This window comes from Bacteroides neonati (assembly GCF_000499785.1).
Taxonomy (GTDB): Bacteria; Bacteroidota; Bacteroidia; order Bacteroidales; family Bacteroidaceae; genus Bacteroides; species Bacteroides neonati.
The window spans coordinates 74,250-96,545 of sequence record NZ_HG726027.1; the positions used below are offsets into that span (position 1 = coordinate 74,250).

General features: G+C 44.7%; 14 protein-coding genes. 9 read left to right on the forward strand and 5 right to left on the reverse strand.

Features of this window, described 5'->3' with window-relative positions:
* Nucleotides 1–74: 74 nt before the first annotated feature.
* From TY03_RS18955 to TY03_RS18965, 3 genes are all read right to left on the reverse strand, one after another.
* Nucleotides 75–2,744, reverse strand: a complete 2,670-nt coding sequence (locus TY03_RS18955; RefSeq protein ID WP_042372852.1) for a glycoside hydrolase family 2 protein — start codon at nucleotides 2,742–2,744, stop codon at nucleotides 75–77.
* Between the two features lie 23 nt (nucleotides 2,745–2,767).
* Nucleotides 2,768–3,946: a C1 family peptidase gene (locus tag TY03_RS18960; RefSeq protein ID WP_042372854.1), complete on the reverse strand. Its 1,179-nt coding sequence runs from the start codon at nucleotides 3,944–3,946 to the stop codon at nucleotides 2,768–2,770.
* 173 nt (nucleotides 3,947–4,119) lie between these two features.
* Nucleotides 4,120–6,663: a beta-N-acetylglucosaminidase domain-containing protein gene (locus tag TY03_RS18965; RefSeq protein ID WP_042372856.1), complete on the reverse strand. Its 2,544-nt coding sequence runs from the start codon at nucleotides 6,661–6,663 to the stop codon at nucleotides 4,120–4,122.
* A 255-nt stretch (nucleotides 6,664–6,918) separates the two neighbouring features.
* On the opposite strand from TY03_RS18965, the gene TY03_RS18970 reads away from it, so the two are divergent.
* Nucleotides 6,919–9,126: a cation:proton antiporter gene (locus tag TY03_RS18970; RefSeq protein ID WP_042372858.1), complete on the forward strand. Its 2,208-nt coding sequence runs from the start codon at nucleotides 6,919–6,921 to the stop codon at nucleotides 9,124–9,126.
* A gap of 95 nt (nucleotides 9,127–9,221) precedes the next feature.
* Here the strand turns inward: TY03_RS18970 and nifJ are convergent, their stop codons facing one another.
* A complete protein-coding gene (gene nifJ, locus TY03_RS18975; RefSeq protein WP_042372859.1) occupies nucleotides 9,222–12,773 on the reverse strand; it encodes a pyruvate:ferredoxin (flavodoxin) oxidoreductase in 3,552 nt (1,183 codons plus the stop codon).
* 31 nt (nucleotides 12,774–12,804) lie between these two features.
* The gene (locus tag TY03_RS18980; protein ID WP_042372861.1) at nucleotides 12,805–13,983 is read right to left on the reverse strand and encodes an ATP-binding protein; all 1,179 of its coding nucleotides are present in this window, start codon (nucleotides 13,981–13,983) and stop codon (nucleotides 12,805–12,807) included.
* A 968-nt stretch (nucleotides 13,984–14,951) separates the two neighbouring features.
* Between TY03_RS18980 and TY03_RS18990 the strand changes: the two genes are divergently transcribed.
* From TY03_RS18990 to lsrF, 8 genes are all read left to right on the forward strand, one after another.
* Nucleotides 14,952–15,749 carry an IclR family transcriptional regulator gene (locus tag TY03_RS18990; protein ID WP_042372864.1) on the forward strand — a complete coding sequence of 266 codons (798 nt, stop codon included), beginning with the start codon at nucleotides 14,952–14,954 and terminating at the stop codon, nucleotides 15,747–15,749.
* Nucleotides 15,750–15,771: 22 nt separating this feature from the next.
* Nucleotides 15,772–17,541 carry a hypothetical protein gene (locus TY03_RS18995; protein ID WP_042372866.1) on the forward strand — a complete coding sequence of 590 codons (1,770 nt, stop codon included), beginning with the start codon at nucleotides 15,772–15,774 and terminating at the stop codon, nucleotides 17,539–17,541.
* Between the two features lie 28 nt (nucleotides 17,542–17,569).
* The gene (locus TY03_RS19000; RefSeq protein ID WP_042372868.1) at nucleotides 17,570–18,679 is read left to right on the forward strand and encodes a chorismate transformation enzyme, FkbO/Hyg5 family; all 1,110 of its coding nucleotides are present in this window, start codon (nucleotides 17,570–17,572) and stop codon (nucleotides 18,677–18,679) included.
* A gap of 118 nt (nucleotides 18,680–18,797) precedes the next feature.
* Nucleotides 18,798–19,367, forward strand: a complete 570-nt coding sequence (locus TY03_RS19005; protein ID WP_187374014.1) for a cupin domain-containing protein — start codon at nucleotides 18,798–18,800, stop codon at nucleotides 19,365–19,367.
* Nucleotides 19,368–19,393: 26 nt separating this feature from the next.
* Nucleotides 19,394–19,708, forward strand: a complete 315-nt coding sequence (locus TY03_RS19010; RefSeq protein ID WP_042372873.1) for a VOC family protein — start codon at nucleotides 19,394–19,396, stop codon at nucleotides 19,706–19,708.
* A 15-nt stretch (nucleotides 19,709–19,723) separates the two neighbouring features.
* Nucleotides 19,724–20,725 (forward strand): dihydroxyacetone kinase subunit DhaK, encoded by a 1,002-nt coding sequence (locus tag TY03_RS19015; protein ID WP_042372875.1) that lies wholly within the window; start codon nucleotides 19,724–19,726, stop codon nucleotides 20,723–20,725.
* A 22-nt stretch (nucleotides 20,726–20,747) separates the two neighbouring features.
* On the forward strand, nucleotides 20,748–21,365 hold the full coding sequence (locus tag TY03_RS19020) for a dihydroxyacetone kinase family protein (protein WP_042372877.1): 618 nt from the start codon (nucleotides 20,748–20,750) through the stop codon (nucleotides 21,363–21,365).
* Between the two features lie 36 nt (nucleotides 21,366–21,401).
* Nucleotides 21,402–22,274, forward strand: coding sequence for a 3-hydroxy-5-phosphonooxypentane-2,4-dione thiolase (gene lsrF, locus TY03_RS19025; protein ID WP_042372879.1), 873 nt, complete (start codon nucleotides 21,402–21,404; stop codon nucleotides 22,272–22,274).
* Nucleotides 22,275–22,296: the final 22 nt, after the last annotated feature.

Sequence of the window (22,296 nt, forward strand, 5' to 3'; positions counted from 1 at the left end):
ACGTACTCTTGTTTCTGCTCTTTATATCATCCGGAATGGATGGGATAAATGGTTACATATTGAGCTGCTTTATGCTAGATTCCTTCGCCAAACTCGGTTTGTTGCTTTTCTACTTCTTTGAGTTTATAGCGGTTAAGCTCCATTTGTAGCTTCTTGATCTCGTCGGCACAGTTTTCCTTTTGCTTGAGTGTGCTTTCCTGCTTGGTCGAATGCAAATTGGTCTGAGCCTCTTCTTGTTCGCTAAAGACTAACGGACGAGTGGTTGGAGTGCTTTCCAATTCGAGGGTTCCGGCAACCGGCATTTGCTTTCCATCGAGTAGTACGGATGCTTTGATACGTATCTTACCGGGGCGAGTGGTCGACTTAACCAGAATAGGTGCCGTTCCCCACTGTATCGGGTGCGGATTGGCCATAATGCTTTCGTCTCCCAAGATGGTTCCTTCTCCTTCTATCTCGAAGCGGATGAAGTAGTTGTTCAATCGCTTGATGTTGCCATTGCCATCGGCTATGGCTGCTACAACAGTAACGAGGTCAGAGCCATTCGCCTCGAAATTCATACCTTCATTGTCAGCCCACAATATCACTTTCGACGGACGACGTGCGGGTGTTACCTTATGGGTAGCCACTACCTTACCGTCGATGATTCCCTCGGCCAGCATGAATACTTCGCTTTGTCTCTTCTTGCGCGACAGGTTTTTGTCATCCATCACATTGAACACATCTTTAAAGATGATCGTAGGCGAGGGCATTCCTTTTTCGCGTACCTCTTTCTTATAGAGATACTGCTTGCCACCTTGAAACATGGTGAGGCGTACCTCGTCGCAATTCGAGTATACTGTTACGTCTTTCGGTGAGAAAGGAGTCATTTCGTGAGCAATGTAGACCATCGGACCGGTTTCGGCTATCAAATCACTTTTCTCCGGGCTGCGTTGTGCCTTGAACATTTGATACGAATATTTCGGTTGGCGGAATACATCCATCAGTCCACCGTAGAAAGGATCGGGATGATAACCGCGTTGATGGTCGAACGAATGCCACAAACATCCTCCCACGTGTTGGCGTGTGGTGAGGTAGAGAGACTCGTAGCAAGTATACGGATAGGTGGGTTTGGCATAACCTTCGGCTTGAATCAACATCGGTGTTTCGCCCCAAGCCCTATTCACACGGCTGGGTGAGTTATGCGAATTCCAATCGTCTACGTTATCGCCCCATTCGCGGGTGAAATAGGTAATCTTCGGATCGAGCACATCGACTCCCCAACCTTTATCACCTGTTTGCGGGTGTGTAAAAAGTATGGGATAGTGTTCGCTTCCTTTTGCAGTGGCATCGCAGGCTGTATAGCAATAGGGGTATGGATACTCTTCGTTGACGATGTCTTGTACCTTCTTGGCAAAATCGGCAGGATACCAGGTTTCGTTCAAGATCGGTTCCCACATCCACACCGAAGGATGATTACGGTCGCGACGCACCATGTTGCGGATGTCCGAATAGACACGTTGGGCAAAGATGGGAGCTTCGTTCCAGAACTGCCAGCCGGGGGTATTAACAATCACGAAAAGACCAAGCTCATCACAAGCATCCATGAAAGCAGGGTCTTGCGGATAGTGTGCATTACGGATTACCTTTAAACCTGCATCGCGAAGCTTTTTAGCATCTCGCCAGTGCAAACTGTTGGAAAGCGCATTGCCTACTACGGCAAAGTCTTGGTGGCGATTGGCGCCGATCAATGGCGTTTCGTAGGGCTTACCGTTGAGCCAGAAGCCGTCTTTCCCTTTGAATTCGATGCTGCGTACACCTATTCTGCGACGGTAGCCGTCGACGATGTTTCCTTTATTATCTTTGATCAATACATGCAATTGATATAAATAAGGAGCGTCGGGCGACCACAAATGTGGGTTCGACAGTTTCAGTTTCTGAGAAGCATGGGTTGCTTTTTGCTTGCCTATGCTGATCGATTGGGTAGTACCGGCCACTTTCTGTCCGTTGGCATCGTGAAGTTCATAAATCACCTTGCCCGAGAATGAAGTGGGCTGTTCGTTGCGAACGTGCAGCTTGAGCAGTACATCGGCCGATTGTTCGCTGACACGATCGTAGGCAACGAATAGTCCGCCACCGGCTGTTGAGTCCTCGTAATTAGGGTCGGTGATGAATACATTGTTATGAGCAATCAGCCAACAATCGCGGTAGATACCTCCAAAGTAGGAGAAGTCTAACACATCCTGTGGTTTACCCGGAGGGTACGAGGGATCGTCGCTATTGTCGGCACAAACCGCTATCACGTTGTCTTGCCCAAACTGAATGTAAGGAGTGATATCTGCAATGACGGGCAAGAAACCACCGAAATGTTCGTTGACCAGCTTGCCGTTGATCCATACTTTCGATTTGCCCATGATGGCTTCGAAATGCAGGAACAGTTTCTTTCCTTTCAATTGATTGTCGGGAGTAAAGTGTTTGCGATACCATGCCTCGCCTTGATAGTTGACGCATCCGCTGGCTTCGGTAGGCAGATACTCCATACCATCGGGCAGCGAAACCACTGTCCAGGTGCTGTCATCGAAGTTGGGTTGCCAAGCTTCGGGTTGTGCTCCTTTGTAGAATCGCCAGGCAGGGTTCATGGAGTATACCTCGCGGCCGGTATTTTCTATCGGATAGAAACCGGCCACGGAGTAAGTAGGTTGATAGGCACTCTGTGCCGGAAGTATTCCTATAAGTAATAGGGTAAGGTATAAATAAAGTGTTTTCATTGTGCTTATGGTATTTAATTAGATTACTTTAAACCAAGTTTTTTAGCGATCTCTTTAGGCAATGCATCTTTATGAACCAAAATATTCATGGTTTTATAGGCTACAAATGGCTTGGATGCATACCAGGTACCTTTGTACTTGCTGTTATCTCCCCAAGAGTTTTTCACCATGAAATATTCTTTTCCGTTTTGGTCTTTGGCAATACCATAGATCACCATGCCGTGGTCATCGGTCGTTTCCCAGTTGTCGAAAGCTTTTTGACGCATCTCTTGTGTGATGTTCATTTCGGGCATAGGTTTAGAGGTTAACTCTTTGCGTTTATCGGCAGCAGTCAACCCTGTCCAACGAGCCATATCCGAACCGGAAAGGTCTGTACGATTGGCTTCGGGCATAACGGCAATACCATCACGGGTAAAACCTTGTTCGCTTACATCGCTACCCCATGCAAAGGTATAGCCATTCTTTACGGCATTATCCATTACAGCCATCAGTTCGTCGATTGGTAGATTCCATGAATTGCCACCTCTCCAGTTATCTTGTATCTCGAGGGGAAACTCTGTGTAGAAAGGATGGTGCGTGTATGAAGTCAGCGAAACATAGTCGTCGGGGTTCAGTCCCAATGATTGTGCAAAACTCTTTGGGGTATACTCCTTACCGTTGTAAGTGAACTTTTCGGGGCATTGTCCGAGGTAAGTGTCATAAATCGCGCTTACTCCTTTCTTCCATACCGGAGAGAGTTTGGTTAGTTTGCCTTTGGCAATTGCATCGACATAAGCACCGGCTACAGCATCGAGCTCATTGTGTACGGGGAGTGTATCGCCATACATAATACCCTCCATAGCTGTTTGAGGAACTAAACCATAGTGCTTCAAGCAATAAATAATGTCGTAGAAGCTCCCTCCGGGCGAGAATGAAGCATCGCCATGCAGACGAACATAACGCTCGGCACGATCGACCATGGTGTGATGAACCACAAACATTTCGGATAGATCATACGTGCCTTTGCCTTGGCGTAGCAACTCTGATTCAAGGAAACCAAGGCTGGAAAAGCTCCAGCAAGTGCTTGAACGATTTTGGTTCTTAACAGATGTAATCGGGGCTTCCTTGACGGTAGTGAATACGAAACCTTCTTCTTTGTTGTCTTGTGCCAGTAGGCTTAGACTGCAAACACTAAGTGCTGCGAGGAGTAGTACCTTTTTCATTATTATTTTATTGTTAATTAGGATATTTATGTGGACAAAGATAATTAATTCGCCCGAAATATGTCGAACTTGTTTCAAAAAGTAACTGCAAGATTCGTAAGAACACTTACGTAACCTTGCAGTTATGATGATTTAAAGATAGGTATATCTATCTATTCAGGTGCTTGGTTGTGTCAATTGAGAATAATCTCAAAAATTTCTACTTTGCCTTCTACCTCTACCTTGGTTGCTCCCTTCACGAAGTTTACTTTCACAAAAGGAGTGTCGATGGTTGTTGTCGATAGTACCTTACCGTCAGCAGCCAATTGTCGAAGTTGAACGGGGCTTTTTGATGCGTCAGGCTTCATCAGCAGGGTACATTCGGTTGCTTTCTCCGGAAGGGTGAAAGAAAGGGTGCCGCTATTGGCGTAGGAAGTATCCGGATGTTTGTCGAATGCGAACAAGGCTTTCTCCCGGTCTTTGGCTTCGACTTGAAAAGGAAGGCTCTCCAAGCGAATAGGGTTTACTTCGAACGAACGAATGGCAGCCCAATTGGTTTTGGCGGAAGGAAGCTTCTTAAGTCTGACGTATCTGGCTTTAACGGGCGTTTCCTTCCACGCTATTACGTATTGGTTCTTGAGGCTGTCGGTGAGTGCTTTCCAAACTTTGCCTTCTTCCGAGTATTCCAATACAGTATGGTCGAAGTAATCAACGTCGTTGATTGAGTTTCTTCCTTGCAGAATAGAGACTTCGGAAACGGTTCTTACGCAACCGAGGTCGACACCAATCCAGCTTTGATTGTTTTGTGAAGTTCCCGAGGTATAAAAAGTAGTCGAATCATTATCGAGCATTAGTTTGCTCAAAGTAGTTCCAAGGTTATTGAATGAACCTATTCCTTTGTATACCGATGGCATCTCTCCTGTCAGTTTCTTAAGAAACTCATAGGCAAGATCGTTCATTGTATTCTCGTAAAACGGTTGAAGCTTCATGGTACCTGATTTATGGGCATTGAAGGCTTTTCTGTCCTCTTCGCTCATCAGGTTATTGACGTATGCTGCCCAGAATGTCGCATCATCTGCTGTTTGGTAAGTCTTTAGAACCTCTAGCGCACGTTTGCCTCTTGTACCCAGTTTACCAAACTCAACAAGCCACGGTTGCAACTCGTTAAGCAGTGCTTTATTGGCACATTTACTCTGTAATTCTGCCGGTGTTTGCTCTATTTTCTCAAACTCTTTGCGTAGGGCGTTAAAATCTGCCTCTGTATAGTTGTGGATGCTAAACGTTTTTGTCTCCCATGATTCTGCTCTGCGATAACCGGTTTCCGTATCGCACGAGTGAATGGCAAAGGTTCTGTAAGCCTCTTTTGCTTCGGGAGTTAGTTCGGCAAGTCCGCGCTCCCAATTGTCTATCGGGTTGTAATCGGCCATGTTCCACGAATAGTCGGCTACTCCGTAAAGCGCCAGTTTAGATGCTTCTCCGTGCTCCATCGGGTTGCTTATCAGTCCGCAAAGGTCGTTGGAGGTGAGTGAGGTTTCAAGTCCGTACACAGGCCCTTGCATGATGATATGACGAACATAGTCTGTAACGGGGAAGTTCCACCAATACAAAGCAGGTCTTTTAATTCTGGAGTTTACCCAATCCATGGTTTCTTTTGTCAGGTCGCTGCAAACTACATCTCCTGTCCAGAATACATTGATAGAAGGGTCGAGTGTATTGCCATAGATGCTGAGGCTTCCCTGAGGAGTTGGGTTGGCCCAAAGCTTGGAATAGTCTGTAGGGCATACAATCAAGGGAGCTACGCCCTCCTTTACTTTGACAAAGTCTTCATTGAGCCTATTGAGCAGTTCGGTTTGTTTTCTGGGGTTGGTACCTTCTCCGTCGATATCATCAAAGAAAATGGCAAACGAGCGTACTCCCAGATCGTACATCATATTGAATTTATTCACCAGGTTGGTGTAGTCTTCGTTGTTCCATTTAATGTCTTGTCCCGGGTGAATAGCCCATACAAAGTCAACCCTGTTGCGGTTGCAGGCTTCGACTAGTTCTTTGATGTTTTTTGCCTCTTTCTCCGGGTATGGAAGTCTCCAGTTGGGGCAACTGTGGTAATGATCGTCTTTGGGTCCGTACAAATAATAGTTCATTTTGAACTTACCGTATAGGTCGATCAATGACATTCTGACTTGGTGAGACCAAGGAGTGCCGTAAAAGCCTTCGACAACGCCTCTGTACGAAAGGTCGGGGTAGTCGTTAATTGTCAGGTACGGAAGTTTCTTTTCCGCACTAATGGGGCTTTCAACAATCTGTCTCAGTGTTTGAATACCGTAAAAAGCACCTTTCTCATCGTATCCGATGATGGATATTCCTTTATCGTCGATGTTCATGGCATAGGCTCCGGATATATTCTTCACCCCATGCTTTGCTGCTGCTTTGCTGCCGTAATCGATGGTTAGTTTAACTCCTTTTTTAGTGAGAGTGATAAAGCTGAAGTCTTCAGAAAATCTCTTTTTTATATCCTTCAAGTGTAAACCTTTGGATATGTCCAGCTGTCCCTTTTCTGCTACCCGAAGAGTATGTGGGGTAGGGTTGATAAGTAGTCCTCCGTGATTCAGTACATTCCCCGGAACGGAATAAATGTCTTGATTTTCTGATCGTTGTGTTGTTAGGTCGAACCCTTGTTCCTGGCCCGATAGGTTGCTGCATAAGAACATTGCAGCGGCTAATGCTGTCAGTAATTTCATTTTGTTTTCATTTTATTTATTGGGGTTTTCTACCCTAGGTTACTATGTGTAAGTATGTTTTAGGTTTGGTGCAAATGTATGGAAAATAGCTCATAATATTATTCAAAAAAAAATAAAATAGACATATCTTTTCAAATCAAGTATGCAATGAGTAAATAATCTCTATGTTTGTGCAAAATCTGTTGGGAGAATAAACTAATTGTTAATTCCATTTGTTATATTTGTACATTAATCTATCAAATCCCCGCATACTATATGCAGAGAGCCAAAAAGAATTATATCATATACGCTATGATGTTGCTCCTTTTCGGAGCGTTGATTTATCTTGCCATTGAGTCCGGTAGCCGTTTCGCTCATTATTCACCTAACGAGATTGCCGTACAGAGTACTCCTTTTGAGATGTTTAGTCAATTTATCAGTAACAATCTGCATCATCCCCTTAGTACGTTGTTGATTCAGGTGATAGCGGTATTGATTACAGTTCGCTTGTTCGGCTTCTTATTTAAATATATCGGACAGCCCGGTGTTATTGGAGAGATTGTGGCAGGTATTGTACTGGGGCCTTCGTTGTTGGGCTATTTCTTTCCGGATGCATTTTTATTTCTGTTTCCTCCCGAATCATTGACCAATTTAGAGTTAGTGAGTCAGGTAGGATTGGTTCTGTTTATGTTTGTGATCGGTATGGAACTCGATTTCAGTGTATTGAAAAATAAAATCAATGAAACACTCGTTATCAGTCATGCCGGTATTCTTGTTCCGTTCTTTTTGGGTGTTGTATCCTCCTTTTGGATCTACGAGGAATATGCCTCTTCGTACACCTCTTTTATTCCCTTTGCTCTGTTTATCGGTATCTCGATGAGTATTACCGCTTTTCCTGTTCTTGCTCGTATCATTCAGGAGCGAAACCTCACCAAGACTCCCGTCGGTATACTTTCTATTGCTTCGGCTGCCAATGATGATGTAACGGCATGGTGTTTATTGGCGGTCGTTATTGCGATTGCTCAGGCAGGTACATTTGCAAGCGCACTTTACTCCATCGGGCTAACGGTGATTTACATTGTGGTGATGTTTGCCGTGGTGCGTCCGTTTTTAAAGAAGGTAGGTGCGGTGTATGCAAATAAAGAAGTGATCAACAAGTCGTTTGTAGCCTTTATTTTATTGATTCTAATAATCTCTGCTACGTTGACAGAGGTAATTGGTATTCATGCCTTGTTCGGTGCGTTCATGGCTGGTGTTATCATGCCCCCCAATATGGGTTTCCGTAAGGTAATGATGGAAAAGGTCGAAGACATAGCACTCGTTTTCTTTCTTCCGTTGTTTTTCGCTTTTACCGGATTGAGAACAGAGATCGGATTGATCAACAGTCCTGCTTTGTGGGGTGTTTGTTTGCTGCTTATTACAGTAGCCATTGCCGGTAAATTGGGAGGATGCGCTATTGCTGCTCGTTTGGTAGGCGAATCGTGGAAAGATAGTTTGACGATAGGTACGATGATGAATACCCGTGGACTAATGGAGTTGGTTGCCTTGAATATAGGATATGAAATGGGGGTACTGCCACCTTCAATTTTTGTCATATTGGTTATTATGGCGTTGGTTACTACGTTTATGACCACACCGTTACTTGATTTAGTTGAGCGCTTCTTTGCCCGTCGGGAAGAGAAGCTCCTTCAAAAGCATAAATTACTATTCTGCTTTGGTCGTCCCGAATCGGGACGAAATCTACTTTCAATCTATTCATTATTGTACGGTAAACGATTGAAAAAGGAGCAAGTGATTGGGGCGCATTATACGGTAGGAACTGATGTCAATCCGATGAATGCCGAACAGTATGCACGCGATAGTTTTTCCCTGCTTAACCAACGAGCTTCCGAATTGGGGGTAAGTGTTGAAAATCGTTATCGGGTCACTGATAAACTGGTACAGGAGATGATTCAGCTGATTCGTAAAGAACAGCCGGATATGCTGTTGCTAGGAGCAGGCAACAGATACAAGCCCGAAACGATGAGTATGGGAACGCTCTCGTGGCTTTCTCTGTTTCGAGATAAAGTAGACGAGGTGATGACACAAGTACCTTGTACGGTAGCTGTGCTCATTGACCGCAATTATCGCGAGGATCTTTCCATCGGTTTTGTGTTGGGCGGTATAATGGATCAATTTCTGTTCCCTTATATAGAGCAGATTGTTTCAAGTGGAAGAAAAGTGAATTTATTTCTTTTTGATGCTGCCGATGAAGAGTTTGCTTTGCAAGCTGAGCAACTGTTGTCCCGACACGTCGGTTGGCTAATAGTACAACCTTTTACCGCAGTTCAGCAGTTGATTCCTCAAGATGCTGAAAGTGAATTACTGGTAATAAGTCATACGGTTTACACGCAGCTGTATGAAGACGAGTCTTTATGGGAGCAATTACCGTCGATGTTGGTTATTCGGGAGAATAAAAACGGAATGGAGAAGGGTACATTGTAATAATGAGAGATAAGCCTCTGCAGAGGCTATTTTATAATAAAACAGGCAGGAAACCTTTCGGAGTCCTGCCTGTTTTTTAATTATGAGGAATGTGATTATTCAGCTGTACCCCAAGCCTGAGCGGCCAGACGTTTGTAGTTGTTTAATCTCCATTTAGCATTTGCTTCAGCAGCTTGGAACAACTCTTCAGCTTCTGCCGGATATTGTTTCAACATAGAAGCGTAACGAACCTCACCTTTCAGGAAGGCATTGAATTTCTCCCATTCCGGCTCTTTAGAGTCGAGTGTGAATGGATTCTTTCCTTCTGCTTCCAAAGCTGGGTTGTAACGCCACAAGTGCCAGTAACCACAAGCAACTGCTTTTTCCATCTCTTCTTGGCTCTTACCCATACCCGATTTCAGGCCGTGGTTGATACAAGGAGAGTAAGCAATGATCAATGATGGTCCCGGATAAGCTTCTGCCTCGCGGATAGCCTTAAGGGTCTGAGCCTGATCGGCACCCATGGCAATTTGAGCTACATATACATAACCGTAAGTCGTTGCCATCAAACCAAGATCTTTCTTGCGAATTCTCTTACCCGATGCAGCAAACTTAGCGATAGCACCTACCGGAGTTGCTTTCGATGACTGTCCACCGGTGTTTGAATAAACCTCAGTGTCGAGTACCAGAATGTTAACGTCCTTGCCCGAAGCAATTACGTGGTCAAGACCACCGTAACCGATATCGTAAGAAGCACCGTCACCACCGATAATCCATTGGCTACGTTTCACCAGGAAGTGTTTCAGTGAAGCGATTTGCTTGCAGTGATCGCACTTGTCTTGCGCAGCTTCTACAATTGGGATGATCTTAGCAGCCAATTCTTTGGTCTTGTCTGCGTTCATCATGTTATTGATCCATTCGGCAAACAGTTCTTTTACGTCGGCAGGAGTGCAGTCAGAAGCAATTGCTTCGTTCATGATCTTCACCAAACGCTCACGCATTTTCTCGTTAGCAAGTTCCATACCCAAACCGAACTCACAGAAGTCCTCGAACAGTGAGTTAGCCCAAGCCGGACCGTTTCCTTCTTCGTTGGTTGTATAAGGAGTAGCAGGTACCGAACCTGAATAGATAGAAGAACAACCGGTTGCGTTAGCCACCATCTCACGATCTCCGAAGAGTTGTGTAATCAGTTTCACATAAGGAGTCTCACCGCAACCCGAGCAAGCACCCGAGAACTCGAACAATGGAGTAGCGAATTGAGAATTCTTCACGTTAGCCTTGATGTCAACCAAGTGTTGTTTGCTCTTCACGTTGTCTACGCAGTAAGTCCAGTTGGCAGCTTCGCCCAATTGGCTTTCAAGAGGCTTCATGGTCAATGCCTTGCCACCCTTCTTCGGATTGCCCGGACAGATGTCGGCACAGTTGCTACAACCCAAACAGTCAAGTACAGATACCTGAATGCGGAAAGTAGTACCGTCGAATGCCTTACCTACGGTTTTCAGCATGTCGAAGTTAGCACCCTTCTGCTCTTCGGCATCGAGTACGAACGGACGGATAGAAGCGTGAGGACAAACATACGCACATTTGTTACATTGAATACAGTTCTCAGGGTTCCATTCGGGAACGAAGGCAGCCACACCACGTTTTTCGTATTTGGCTGTTCCTTGATACCAAGTACCGTCTTCGATGCCTTTAAATGCAGATACAGGCAATAAATCGCCGTCTTGTGCATTGATCGGACGAACTACCTCGTTGATGAAAGCAGGATCGTTGTTCTCAACAGCTTTCTCGTCAGGAAGGTTAGCCCAAGCCGGATCAACAGGAAGTTGTTTGTATTCGCCACCACGGTCTACGGCTGCGTAGTTCTTGTTTACGATATCTTCACCCTTCTTGCCATAAGACTTCTGGATGAATTTCTTCATCTGCTCTACTGCCAGATCAACAGGGATAACGCCTGTGATGCGGAAGAATGCCGATTGAAGGATGGTGTTGGTACGGTTACCTAAACCAATCTCCATAGCAATCTGTGTAGCGTTGATGTAGTATACGGTTACGTTCTTTTGTGCAAGATATTTCTTCACCTTGTTAGGCAGATTCTTAGCCAAGTCTTCGCCTTCCCAGATGGTGTTCAACAGGAATGTACCGTTTTGACGCAGACCACGAGTTACATCGTACATGTGAAGGTACGCCTGAACGTGGCAAGCAACGAAGTTAGGTGTATTTACCAAATAAGTTGAGCGGATAGCTGTGTCGCCAAAACGCAAGTGCGAGCAAGTGAAACCTCCCGACTTCTTAGAGTCATAAGAGAAGTATGCCTGACAATATTTATCGGTGTTATCACCAATGATCTTTACTGAGTTCTTGTTTGCACCTACTGTACCGTCAGCTCCCAATCCGTAGAACTTAGCTTCGAACATGCCTGCGCCGCCCAATGCAATTTCTTCTTTTTGAGGAAGTGAAGTAAAGGTTACATCGTCTACGATACCTACTGTAAAGTGATTTTTCGGCATTGGCAACGCAAGGTTTTCGAATACAGAAAGAATCTGAGCAGGAGTGGTATCTTTCGAACCCAAACCATAACGACCGCCTACGATAACCGGAGCATTGGCTTCGCCGTAGAAACAGTCTTTTACGTCAAGATACAATGGTTCGCCGGTAGCACCCGGTTCTTTGGTACGGTCAAGTACGGCAATTGTTTTGCAAGTCTTAGGCACAGCAGCCAAGAAGTGTTTTGCAGAGAATGGACGATACAAGTGTACAGCAACCATACCTACCTTTTCGCCTTCGGCCACTAAGTGATCGATAGCTTCGCGGGCAGCTTCTGTAACTGAACCCATGGCGATGATAACACGTTCTGCGTCATCGGCACCATAGTAATCGAACAAGCCGTATTTACGACCGGTCAATTTAGAGATTTCGTTCATATATTCTTCTACGATAGCAGGAACCTGATCGTAGTAGTTGTTGCACGATTCGCGGTGTTGGAAGAAGTGGTCTGGGTTTTCAGCCATACCACGAGCTACCGGTGCACCGGGGTTCAATGCGCGGGCACGGAACTCGGCCAATGCTTCCTGATCGATCAATGGAGCCAAGTCGTCGTTCTCTAATGTCTCAATCTTCTGGATCTCATGTGAAGTACGGAAACCGTCGAAGAAGTTCATGAACGGTACACGAGACTTCAAGGTAGCCAAGTGAGCTACACCCGAAAGGTCCATCACCTCTTGTACGGAACCTTCTGCCAACATAGCAAAACCAGTCTGACGGGCAGACATTACGTCTTGGTGGTCGCCGAAGATACAAAGAGCGTGACTAGCAAGTGTACGAGCCGATACGTGGAATACGCAAGGCAAGAATTCACCGGCAATCTTGTACATATTAGGAATCATCAGGAGCAGACCCTGAGAAGCTGTATAGGTGGTTGTCAAAGCACCTGCCTGAAGAGAACCGTGAAGAGCACCTGCGGCGCCACCTTCCGATTGCATTTCTTGTACCAATACCGTTTCGCCGAAGATGTTCTTACGTCCTGCGGCAGCCCATTCGTCTACGTACTCGGCCATAGTCGAAGAAGGGGTGATGGGGTAGATAGCTGCTACTTCAGAGAACATATACGAGATATGTGCTGCAGCTTGGTTACCATCACAAGTGATGAATTTCTTCTGTTTAGTCATAACTAAAATAAATATTTAAGTAAATAAAATCTCAATATAGAAAGCCGAACATCCAGAGTGGAATCTGGTTGTTTCGCCCTATTTCTGCTTTGTGCAAAGCGTAGGTTACGCCTGCATTGTTTTTAATTTTTGTACCTTCCGCACATATTTTGAAAGGCATTACCCCATCTACCATAAACGAGACGTTTTTATCGCCTTTATGTACTTTGTGGTCTTTCCACAAAGTATTGACGAAGAAAGTCTCGAGCACGTCTTGCTCTTCTACCTTTACAGGATAAATGGAATACATCAAATTGGAGTTGTGCATCATGATTTTCGAGGGCTTCTTCGGAAACTCCTCTCCTTTGGGGTAAACCAAATTAATCAATCGTGCATCGGCCAGGTATTTGATATAATTCATTACGGTAGCACGCGAGGTTTGTATATCAGTTGCCAGCTGGCTCACATTGGGAGCTGTAGGCCCGTCAAGCGCGAGCAAATATAGCAGTTTTTTTATCTTGGTAAGGTATTTCAGTTCTATTTGTTTGATCAACAAGATATCGACCTCTACCATCATGTTCATGGTTTTGAGTAAATTCTCGGAGAAATTACGCTTTTCGAGAAAGAACGGATAAAATCCGTGGTGCAGATAATCTTGAAAATGATCGAGTGGACGTACTTTGGATAGGATCCCTTTGGCTATCTGTTCGTGGTTGCTCAGGATCTCTTCGAGCGAATAGGCTCGAAACTTCATACCGGTATGCAAATTTAAGAACTCGCGGAAAGAAAATCCACGTAGATTATAGCTCTTAACGATATCGCGCAACTCCAGATTTTCTTCCTTGAGTCGCATTACTGACGATCCGGTAAAGACGATTTTTAGATTGGGAAAGCGATCGTAGCATGAACGAAGTTCACGGCTCCAATCGGTATGTTTGAAAACTTGATCGATGAGTAGAACCTTGCCGCCTCTCTTCTGAAACTCGTAGGCAAAATCAACCAGACTGTGTCCCGAGAAGTAGAAGTTATTCATATTAATGAAAAGGCAAGAGCGATCAGTGCCGAATTTCTCTTTGGCATATTGAAGCAGGAAAGTAGTTTTTCCAACGCCACGTGTACCTTTTATACCAATCAAGCGGTCGCTCCAGTCAATTTCGTCCATCAAGTCTCGACGGACAGGCGCATTGGTGTGCTCCAGCAGATAAGCGTGTGTGCGGTAGAATGATTCCATTTCTTTATCTCTTGGTTTTCGAATCGCAAAGATACGTATTTATTTGTAATTTGCAAAGTAGAGATTGCAAAATTGTATTATTCGTCACTTGATTTAAGTCCGTAGCAGACGGGGGGATATTGCTCTTGCCGGTATATTAAAATGCTATTTTTCAATGCCCGGACTTTGGCTGTCGGTGCATGGGTCGGTGTGGGTAGAGGCGGATTTACCTGTTTTATCTAACAAAAATACTTTTGTACCTTTGATGAAAACTGTCTGCAAATATATTGTAAATTGTCCGGAAGGCTCAGATATGGGGATTGTTTTTACGTATATTAACGGAGTGGGCGTTCTTTTTTTATTTATTAAACGATGAAGCCCTGCGTTTAGAACCTATAAATAAGGGGTGGGTGTAATTTTGCTGATCATATATATAAGGTGTAGCAAAGCATTTCTTTAAAAGAATTGAAGGGCGGGTGGTGAGAGGCATGAAGTTGATCAATACATAACTATCCTTGCAGGGAAGAGTTGTGGACTTAGCTAAAAGGAAGGGTCGGATGTCGGGATTGTAGTTAGGAGAGAATAGAAAAATAAAGTGATTAAGTGGTTGCATATTAATAGATTAAAAATATTTTTTTCGATGCTTTACCATCCTGCTTTTCTTGGTTTAAAGAACTAGTATATTAACGTTGTGTTAACTACGTAATGTTTTGATTCAAGAATACGTATTCATTCATGCTTAAAGTACGTACTCTTATTATATAGCTTGTTTCGACAAATGAAAAGTAGTTAACAGTGTTAAAATAAAGCGCGTATGGTGAGGCGCATGTAAATTGTCTGCATCGTTAAAGAGTGATGCAGTAGAGATGTTTACCGATGCTTTAAATTGTTTTGAATATTTCTTTTGTTATGGTATATTAACTATATTCTTATTTGTTTTCTTTCCAAAACAATTACTTTTGTTCCATATATGAAAACATATTCCAAATATGGAAAAGAAAGAATTGAATCCGATCATTGAAGAACAATATAAAGTACCCAATTTAGAAAAAGGATTGGCTGTGCTTGAATTGCTTTCCTATTCGCACAGTGGGATGACGCTTCAGGAGATTAAAATCGAATTGGAGATATCTCAGACTACTGCTTACCGCATACTCAACACCATGGTTCGTTTGGGCTATTTGCTTTATAGCGATAAGGTGAAGAAATACCGGGTGAGTAAGAAATTACTTGCTATGGGGTTGCGGGCAATAGAAGAGCATGATATTTTTGAATCGGTTCTGCCGCATATACGCGATCTTCGCAACCAAGTCAAAGAGACGGTATGTTACGGAGTGATAGGCAGTGAGAAAATTCTTTTCATTGAGCAAGCCATCGGAACGCATCCTTTCTGTTTTGTTCTTACCCCCGGAAAGGTGATCGATCTGCACTGTTCGGCACCGGGCAAAGCTGTATTGGCTTTTATGGATCCCTCGATAAGAGAAACTTACCTGAAGACAATCACTTACGAAAAGTTCAACGAAAACACAATTACCAACGAAGCTGATTTGTTGAAAGAGCTCGTTCAAGTGGCTCAATGTGGTTACGCGCTTGACAGGGAGGAAGAGATGATCGGGGTGGTGTGTTTAGGGGCACCCATTATTAATTGCCACGGTATTCCTGTCGGGGCTATCTGGCTTTCGGGTCCACGAAGCAGGTTGAGTGATGCCGTTATTGATAAATATGCGGCGATGTTATTGGATACAACGCAAACTATATCATATGAACTGGGCTATGAACCAAGTTAACTAATTGATCATACAAAGGACCATGAAAAATTCATTCTACATTACACTGACGATACTTTTTACCTGTTTCTGTTCGCTTTCTGCGCAAGAGGAATGCAACGCTTTATGCGTTACGGACTTAAAACAACTTACGGATCAGACTTTCGCACTGACCTCTCGTGAAGAGTCGAGTATTCGCGTTTATGATCGTGCATTCAAGACCCCCTTGTCGGTTATCAAATTGCCGGCTTCGCCTACAGGCTTGGCCACGAACAATGGGCTGTGCTATGTCACTACATTCGATAACGCCAAAGGACAGTTGCTTGTTGTCGACCCGCAAAGTAAGCAAATAAAGGCGACCATACCCGTCGGTTCCGGAGCAAGAGCTCCTCTCTTTTCGAGCGATCATAAGAAGCTCTATGTACTCAATCAATTTGCCAATACCGTTTCGGAGATTGACGTGGCCTCTTTGCGTTGCCGGCGAACCTTTCAGGTATTGCGTGAGCCCAAAGCTGCGGTCATTGATAAAGAGGGACGTTATATGTACGTCAACAACTTCTTGCCTGCGCAAAGAGCCGATGTAGATACGGTATCTGCCTGCGTTTCTGTCATCGACTTAATAAGTGGAGAGCGGGTTAAAGATATTCAATTGTACAATGGGAGCAATGCCTTGCGCGGAATCGCTTTAAGCCCGGATGGCAACTATGTCTTTGTTACGCATAACTTAGGCCGCTTTCAAGTACCTACCAGCCAGTTACAACAGGGGTGGATGAACACCAGTGCCATGAGTGTGATTGACACGCAGACCCAATCGTTTAGTGGCAGTGTCTTACTGGACGAACCCGAACAAGGGGCAGCCGGTATATGGGGTATACAGTGTACACCCGAGTATATCATTGTGTCGCATTCGGGTACGCACGAGTTAAGCCTGATCGATTATCCGAGATTTCTCGAAGCTTATAAAAGCTATGTCAATAAAATGTCGCTAGCCTACGACCTTCGCTTCTTATATGGTCTTCGTACGCGCTATCCGCTTCGTGGCAATTCGCCCAGAGACTTTATCCTGAATAATAATCAGGTGATCATTCCTACCTTTTTCTCGGATGTGGTGCACTGTTTCGACTTAAGTGAAAAAACAAGTAAAGACTATCCGCTACTAACCAACCGCATGGAGACAGCCGAACTCAAAGGCGAAAAGTACTTCAACGATGCCACCTATTGTTTTCAGCAATGGCAGTCGTGCAATGGTTGCCACCCCGGCGATGCACGCACGGACGGTATGAATTGGGATTTGATGAATGATGGCATTGGCAACCCCAAGAACTGTAAGAGTATGCTCTATTCTCACGTAACCCCTCCCAGTATGATCTCGGGCATACGTGCTACGGCAGAGTTGGCTGTCAGAAAAGGATTTGCTTTCATTCAGTTTGTCGAAATGCCCGAAGAATATGCCCAATGCGTAGATGCTTACCTGAAGTCATTGCGCCCCGTCGTCAGCCCCTATCTGGTCGATGGCAAGTTGAGCGAAAAGGCACAGAGAGGACAAAAGGTATTTGAGAAATATAATTGCAGCAGTTGCCACTCCGGTCCTTTGTTTACCGATATGAAAACGTATCGGATAGGCGAAAATGTTGAGTTCGAGAAAGGATGGGATACCCCTACGCTGATCGAAGTATGGCGAACTGCTCCTTACTTGTTCGATGGCAGAGCCGCTACCTTGCAGGATGTGTTTGAAACGCACAAGCATGGCATTGAGAAAAAAATATCAAAAAAGGAAATTGAAGAACTCACAGAATACGTTAATTCGCTTTAATACGATCTAAAATACACTTATATTAATTATGTACAGAGAACTGCACTACAAATACATTACCGTTTCTCCTCAATCGTTTGAGGAGATGCTGAATCAGCTGCTTACAGAACTGACTTGTACGTATACTCCCATACGACTGGTCTTTTTTGCTACGATTTCTTCCAATAAGCACTACAATGAATGTCTGGCACTTATTCAAGAAAAAGTACGCAATATGTTCGGCTCACAAGCACCGGTCATTAGCCTTGTAGCACAAAACACATTGAACAAGGTTGGTTTGGCAGTCGAGGTACATGAAATGGAAATTCTTTCTAACGAATCGTTGCAATACAAACAACAAAACAACACGCCTTACATTATGTTACAGGACGACTCTACCAAACGTCTCTTTTTGGGAGGAGTTATCTCGAAAGACCTGTACCAACCCATTGCAAAACAATCCGAAGAGGTGTTCGATACCATTCGAACCATCATGGAGGCCGAATCGATGCCTATTTACTCGATTGTGAGACAATGGAACTACATAGAGAAAATTACCGAATACAACCAAGGCAGACAGAACTACCAGGCCTTTAACGATGCCCGCTCTGTTTATTATGATCAGTCTACCTGGGAGCACGGTTTTCCTGCTGCAACAGGTATCGGTACACAATGGGGAGGGGTGATGATTGATCTCAATGCAACGCTTGCCTACAATGATCAAACTCATATTACGGCGATCGATAATCCCTTGCAGGTAGCTGCCCATGCTTATTCGCAAACACAACTCTTGGGCAAAGCCGACGAACGTTTATCGCATAAAACAACCCCTAAGTTTGAACGTGCCAAACAGGTGCTTCAAGGAGGCAATGGTGTGCTATACGTCTCCGGAACAGCTGCTATACGTGGAGAGCTTAGTTTAGAACAAGTAGGTATCGAAGAGCAAACACGCATTACGATTGAGAATATCAATGTGCTAACCGGTAACCAGCCTTTGGCAGTTATTCGTGTTTACTTGAAAAATACTGGCGAACTTGAAGGTGCCCGAAGTATTATTGAACAACTCTACCCTAATCTGCCCGCCATTTACTTGCAGGCCGATGTATGTCGTGAAGAGCTTTTAATAGAAATTGAAGGAATATCCATTATCACTAATTAATTAAATATCAGTTTTTATGACTATTAAACACTTATTTATCGCCGCAATGTGCATCATGCTGGCAAGTTGTAATACTAATTGTAATACCAAAGTAGAAACTAAAACTAAAACAAAAGCTATGTTCCAGAAAAAGTACACCAATGCCGATTTCTATAAAGACGGCGTATTTCAACCAGAGGTTGCTAAAAAAGCGTATTATGAAATGTTTGAATACTACGGATATCCGGTCACAGAATTAATCGAGAAAGAAGCCTGGTACACCGATTTCGGTTTAGGCGATTTTGAGCATTGTGGTATGGGCGGTATCTTTTGGGTAAACGACTCGGTAAACCAGTACTTCTCACACGACATTTATTTGTTGCCGTGTCAGATGATTCCCGAACACTCGCATGTAAAAACCAAGTTCCCTGCTAAGATGGAAAGCTGGATGGTACGCAACGGTATGTGTTATAATTTTAGCGAAGTAGGCGAACCTACTGCCAATGCACCCGTTGTTCCCACCTCTCAGCAGGCAACAACTATTTGCAAACACTGCGTAGAGCAGCATGTAGGTGAAGTAATCCACTTGCCTGCTATCGGAACCTGGCACTTCTTATATGCCGGTAATCAGGGAGCAATTGTACACGAATATGCAAACTATCACGATAATGCGGGACTTCGTTTCACTCAGTCTGCAGCGAAACTTTAAATCAATCATTTATACCTTATCGAATTATGAGAACAATAGACCACATTGGCATACCTACTACCGAGCCTAAGGCCGGAGAAGTGTATGTAGAAGGAATGAAAGTTTTTCTGACCAACTATGCCGACAGTACGAACCGCATCGAATGGTTGCGGTTTGAGAGCGATAGCTGGATGCCTAAACTGATTCAGGAGCGTACGCACATTGCGTATCAGGTTACCGATCCCGAAGCTGAGATGGAGGGAAAAAACATATTGCTTCCTCCTACCGATCTGGGTGGAGGAGCTTGGATTGCCTTTATTGAAGAAGAAGGCATTGCTATTGAATTAATGTGGAACCAATAATAAAGAACAACACGTATGAAAACAAAATTTATAAACGATACCGAGAATATTACTGCCGAACTACTTGAAGGTTACGTAATGGCTTTTAAGGATAAAGTAAAATTGGCTTCCGAGAATATTGTGGTGCGGGCACAACCCAAAGACGAGAAGAAAGTAGCCATTGTTGCTTTCGGTGGATCGGGTCACGAACCTGCCGTAAGCGGATTTGTAGGCGAAGGTATGTTGGACTGCTCGGTGGTAGGAGATATCTTTGCTGCTCCCGGTGCTCAACGCCTTTTTCAAGGACTGCAATTGATGAAGCGCGAAGCGGGTATTCTGTTGTTAGTCCTCAACCACTCGGGCGACGTAATGAGTGGCAATATGGCCAAGCAACTGGCCGAACGTGTGGGCATCAAGGTAGCCTCTATCATGACTCACGATGATATTTCGGCCGGACTGGATGCTGCCAACGACGACAGACGCGGTTTAGCAGGTGCCGTTGCCATGTACAAGATCTTGGGTGCTGCTGCCGAAGCCGGCAAATCACTCGAAGAGATTGTCGAGATAGGCGAGAGACTCAATGAGAACATTGCGACACTTGCCGTTGCTATGCGCAGCTGTACACATCCTCAAAACGGTGCTGTTATTACTTCGCTTCCCGAAGGAATGATGCAGATCGGTATGGGACAACACGGTGAAGCCGGTGCAGGCGGATCACAACCCTTGGTGTCGGCGGATGAAACAGCCGAATTCATGGTTGCCCAACTGATGAAGAAACTGCAAGTAGCCAAAGGCGATAAGGTGTTGCTGTATATCAATGGGGTAGGAGCTTCTACCTTGATGGAACAACTGATCGTATATCGTGCGGCCGCTAAGCAGATAGAAGCTGCCGGTATTGAGATTGTTGACGGATATGCAGGCGAACTACTTACTGTGCAGGAACAAGCCGGTTTCCAGATGATTCTGGCCAAACTGGATGCCGATCACGTAGATTACCTGAAGAACTATCCCTCAAAAGCACCCTATTGGACACGTTAATTACATTATTAAACTAAATTTTATGGAAAAACTAACAACCGACTATTTTCAGCGAATGATTGAAAGTGCCGCAAAGAACATAACCGAACGGGCAGATGAGTTTTCGCAACTGGATGCCGTTCTCGGTGATGGCGATCATGGCGAAGCCATCTCGACGGCTTTTCAAGTGATAGCTAAATCGGCTACCGGCAGCAAAGATTTCAAAACCCTTTTGGGCGATATGGGCTTTGGCGTTATGCTCGAAACAAGTGGATCTACTTCGACACTCTTGGGTGGTTTTCTGTTGGGCATGAGCGACTGTGTACCTGCTGCAACAGAGATCGATGCACAACAAGTCAAAGCCATGTTTCGTGGCGGACTCGAAGGTGTTGTTAAAAACACTAAGGCCAAGCGTGGAGATAAAACCATGATGGATGCTTTGATTCCTGCCATAGAGGCAATGGAGGCAACCGACTCGAACGATGTCAAAGAGTTATTCAATGTTGCAGCTCAAGCAGCCTTGCAAGGAGTCGAAGACACCATTCCGATGAAAGCCAATTTCGGTAGAGCACGCAATCTGGGCGATAAAACCATTGGGCATCCCGATGCAGGTGCTACCTCTTGGGCTTGTATGTTTCAATCATTTGCTTCGGAACTTTAATCAATTAAGAACGTATCACACTAAATAAAAAAACAAATGGCAGATTTAGATGATTTAAGAGAAGGCAGTAAGTTCAATACCGATATTGCCGTACAAAACCAGGCATTTCACATCAAAGGTGCCAGTCACCTGGGTTGGGGAATGAAGGACCGTTTGACCCGTATCTTCAATGCAAAAACAGGAAAATCCGTTATGTTGGCGTTTGACCATGGTTTTATCATGGGACCCACTTCCGGATTGGAGCGCATTGACCTAACGATCACTCCGTTGATGGAGTATGCTGATTGCTTGATGTGCAGTCGCGGTATTTTGCAAACATCCGTACCCGCCAACATCAATAAACCGATCTGTCTGCGTGCCGATGCCGGTTCGACCATTCTTACCGAATTGAACGACAATGTAGTGATCGATATTGAAGATGCCGTACGCATGAATGTATCGGCTATGGCAGTGATGTTGGCCATCGGCGATCCGAAAATGGAAGCCAAAACCGTTGCCAACCTTTATCACGCTGCCAATCAGGGTGCCAAGTATGGTATTCCGGTGATGGGAGTAACGGCTGTGGGTAAAGAGATGGCACGCGATGCACGCTACTTCGGTTTAGCTTCACGTGTAGCCGCCGAGAATGGCGCCAACATCGTGAAGACCTATTATTGCGATGGATTCTCTAATGTGGTAGCAGCTTGCCCTGTGCCTGTGGTTATAGCAGGCGGGAAGAAACTGCCCGAACTCGAAGCGTTGGATCTTTGCTACCGTGCCATCAACGACGGTGCAGCCGGTGTGGATATGGGACGCAATGTATTCCAAAGCGAATCGCCCATTGCAATGATTCAAGCCGTTCATGCTGTGGTGCACGAAGGTTTAGATCCTCACAAGGCTTTTGAACTGTTCAATGACCTGAAGAAATAAAAACGCTTTTAGACATTCCCCA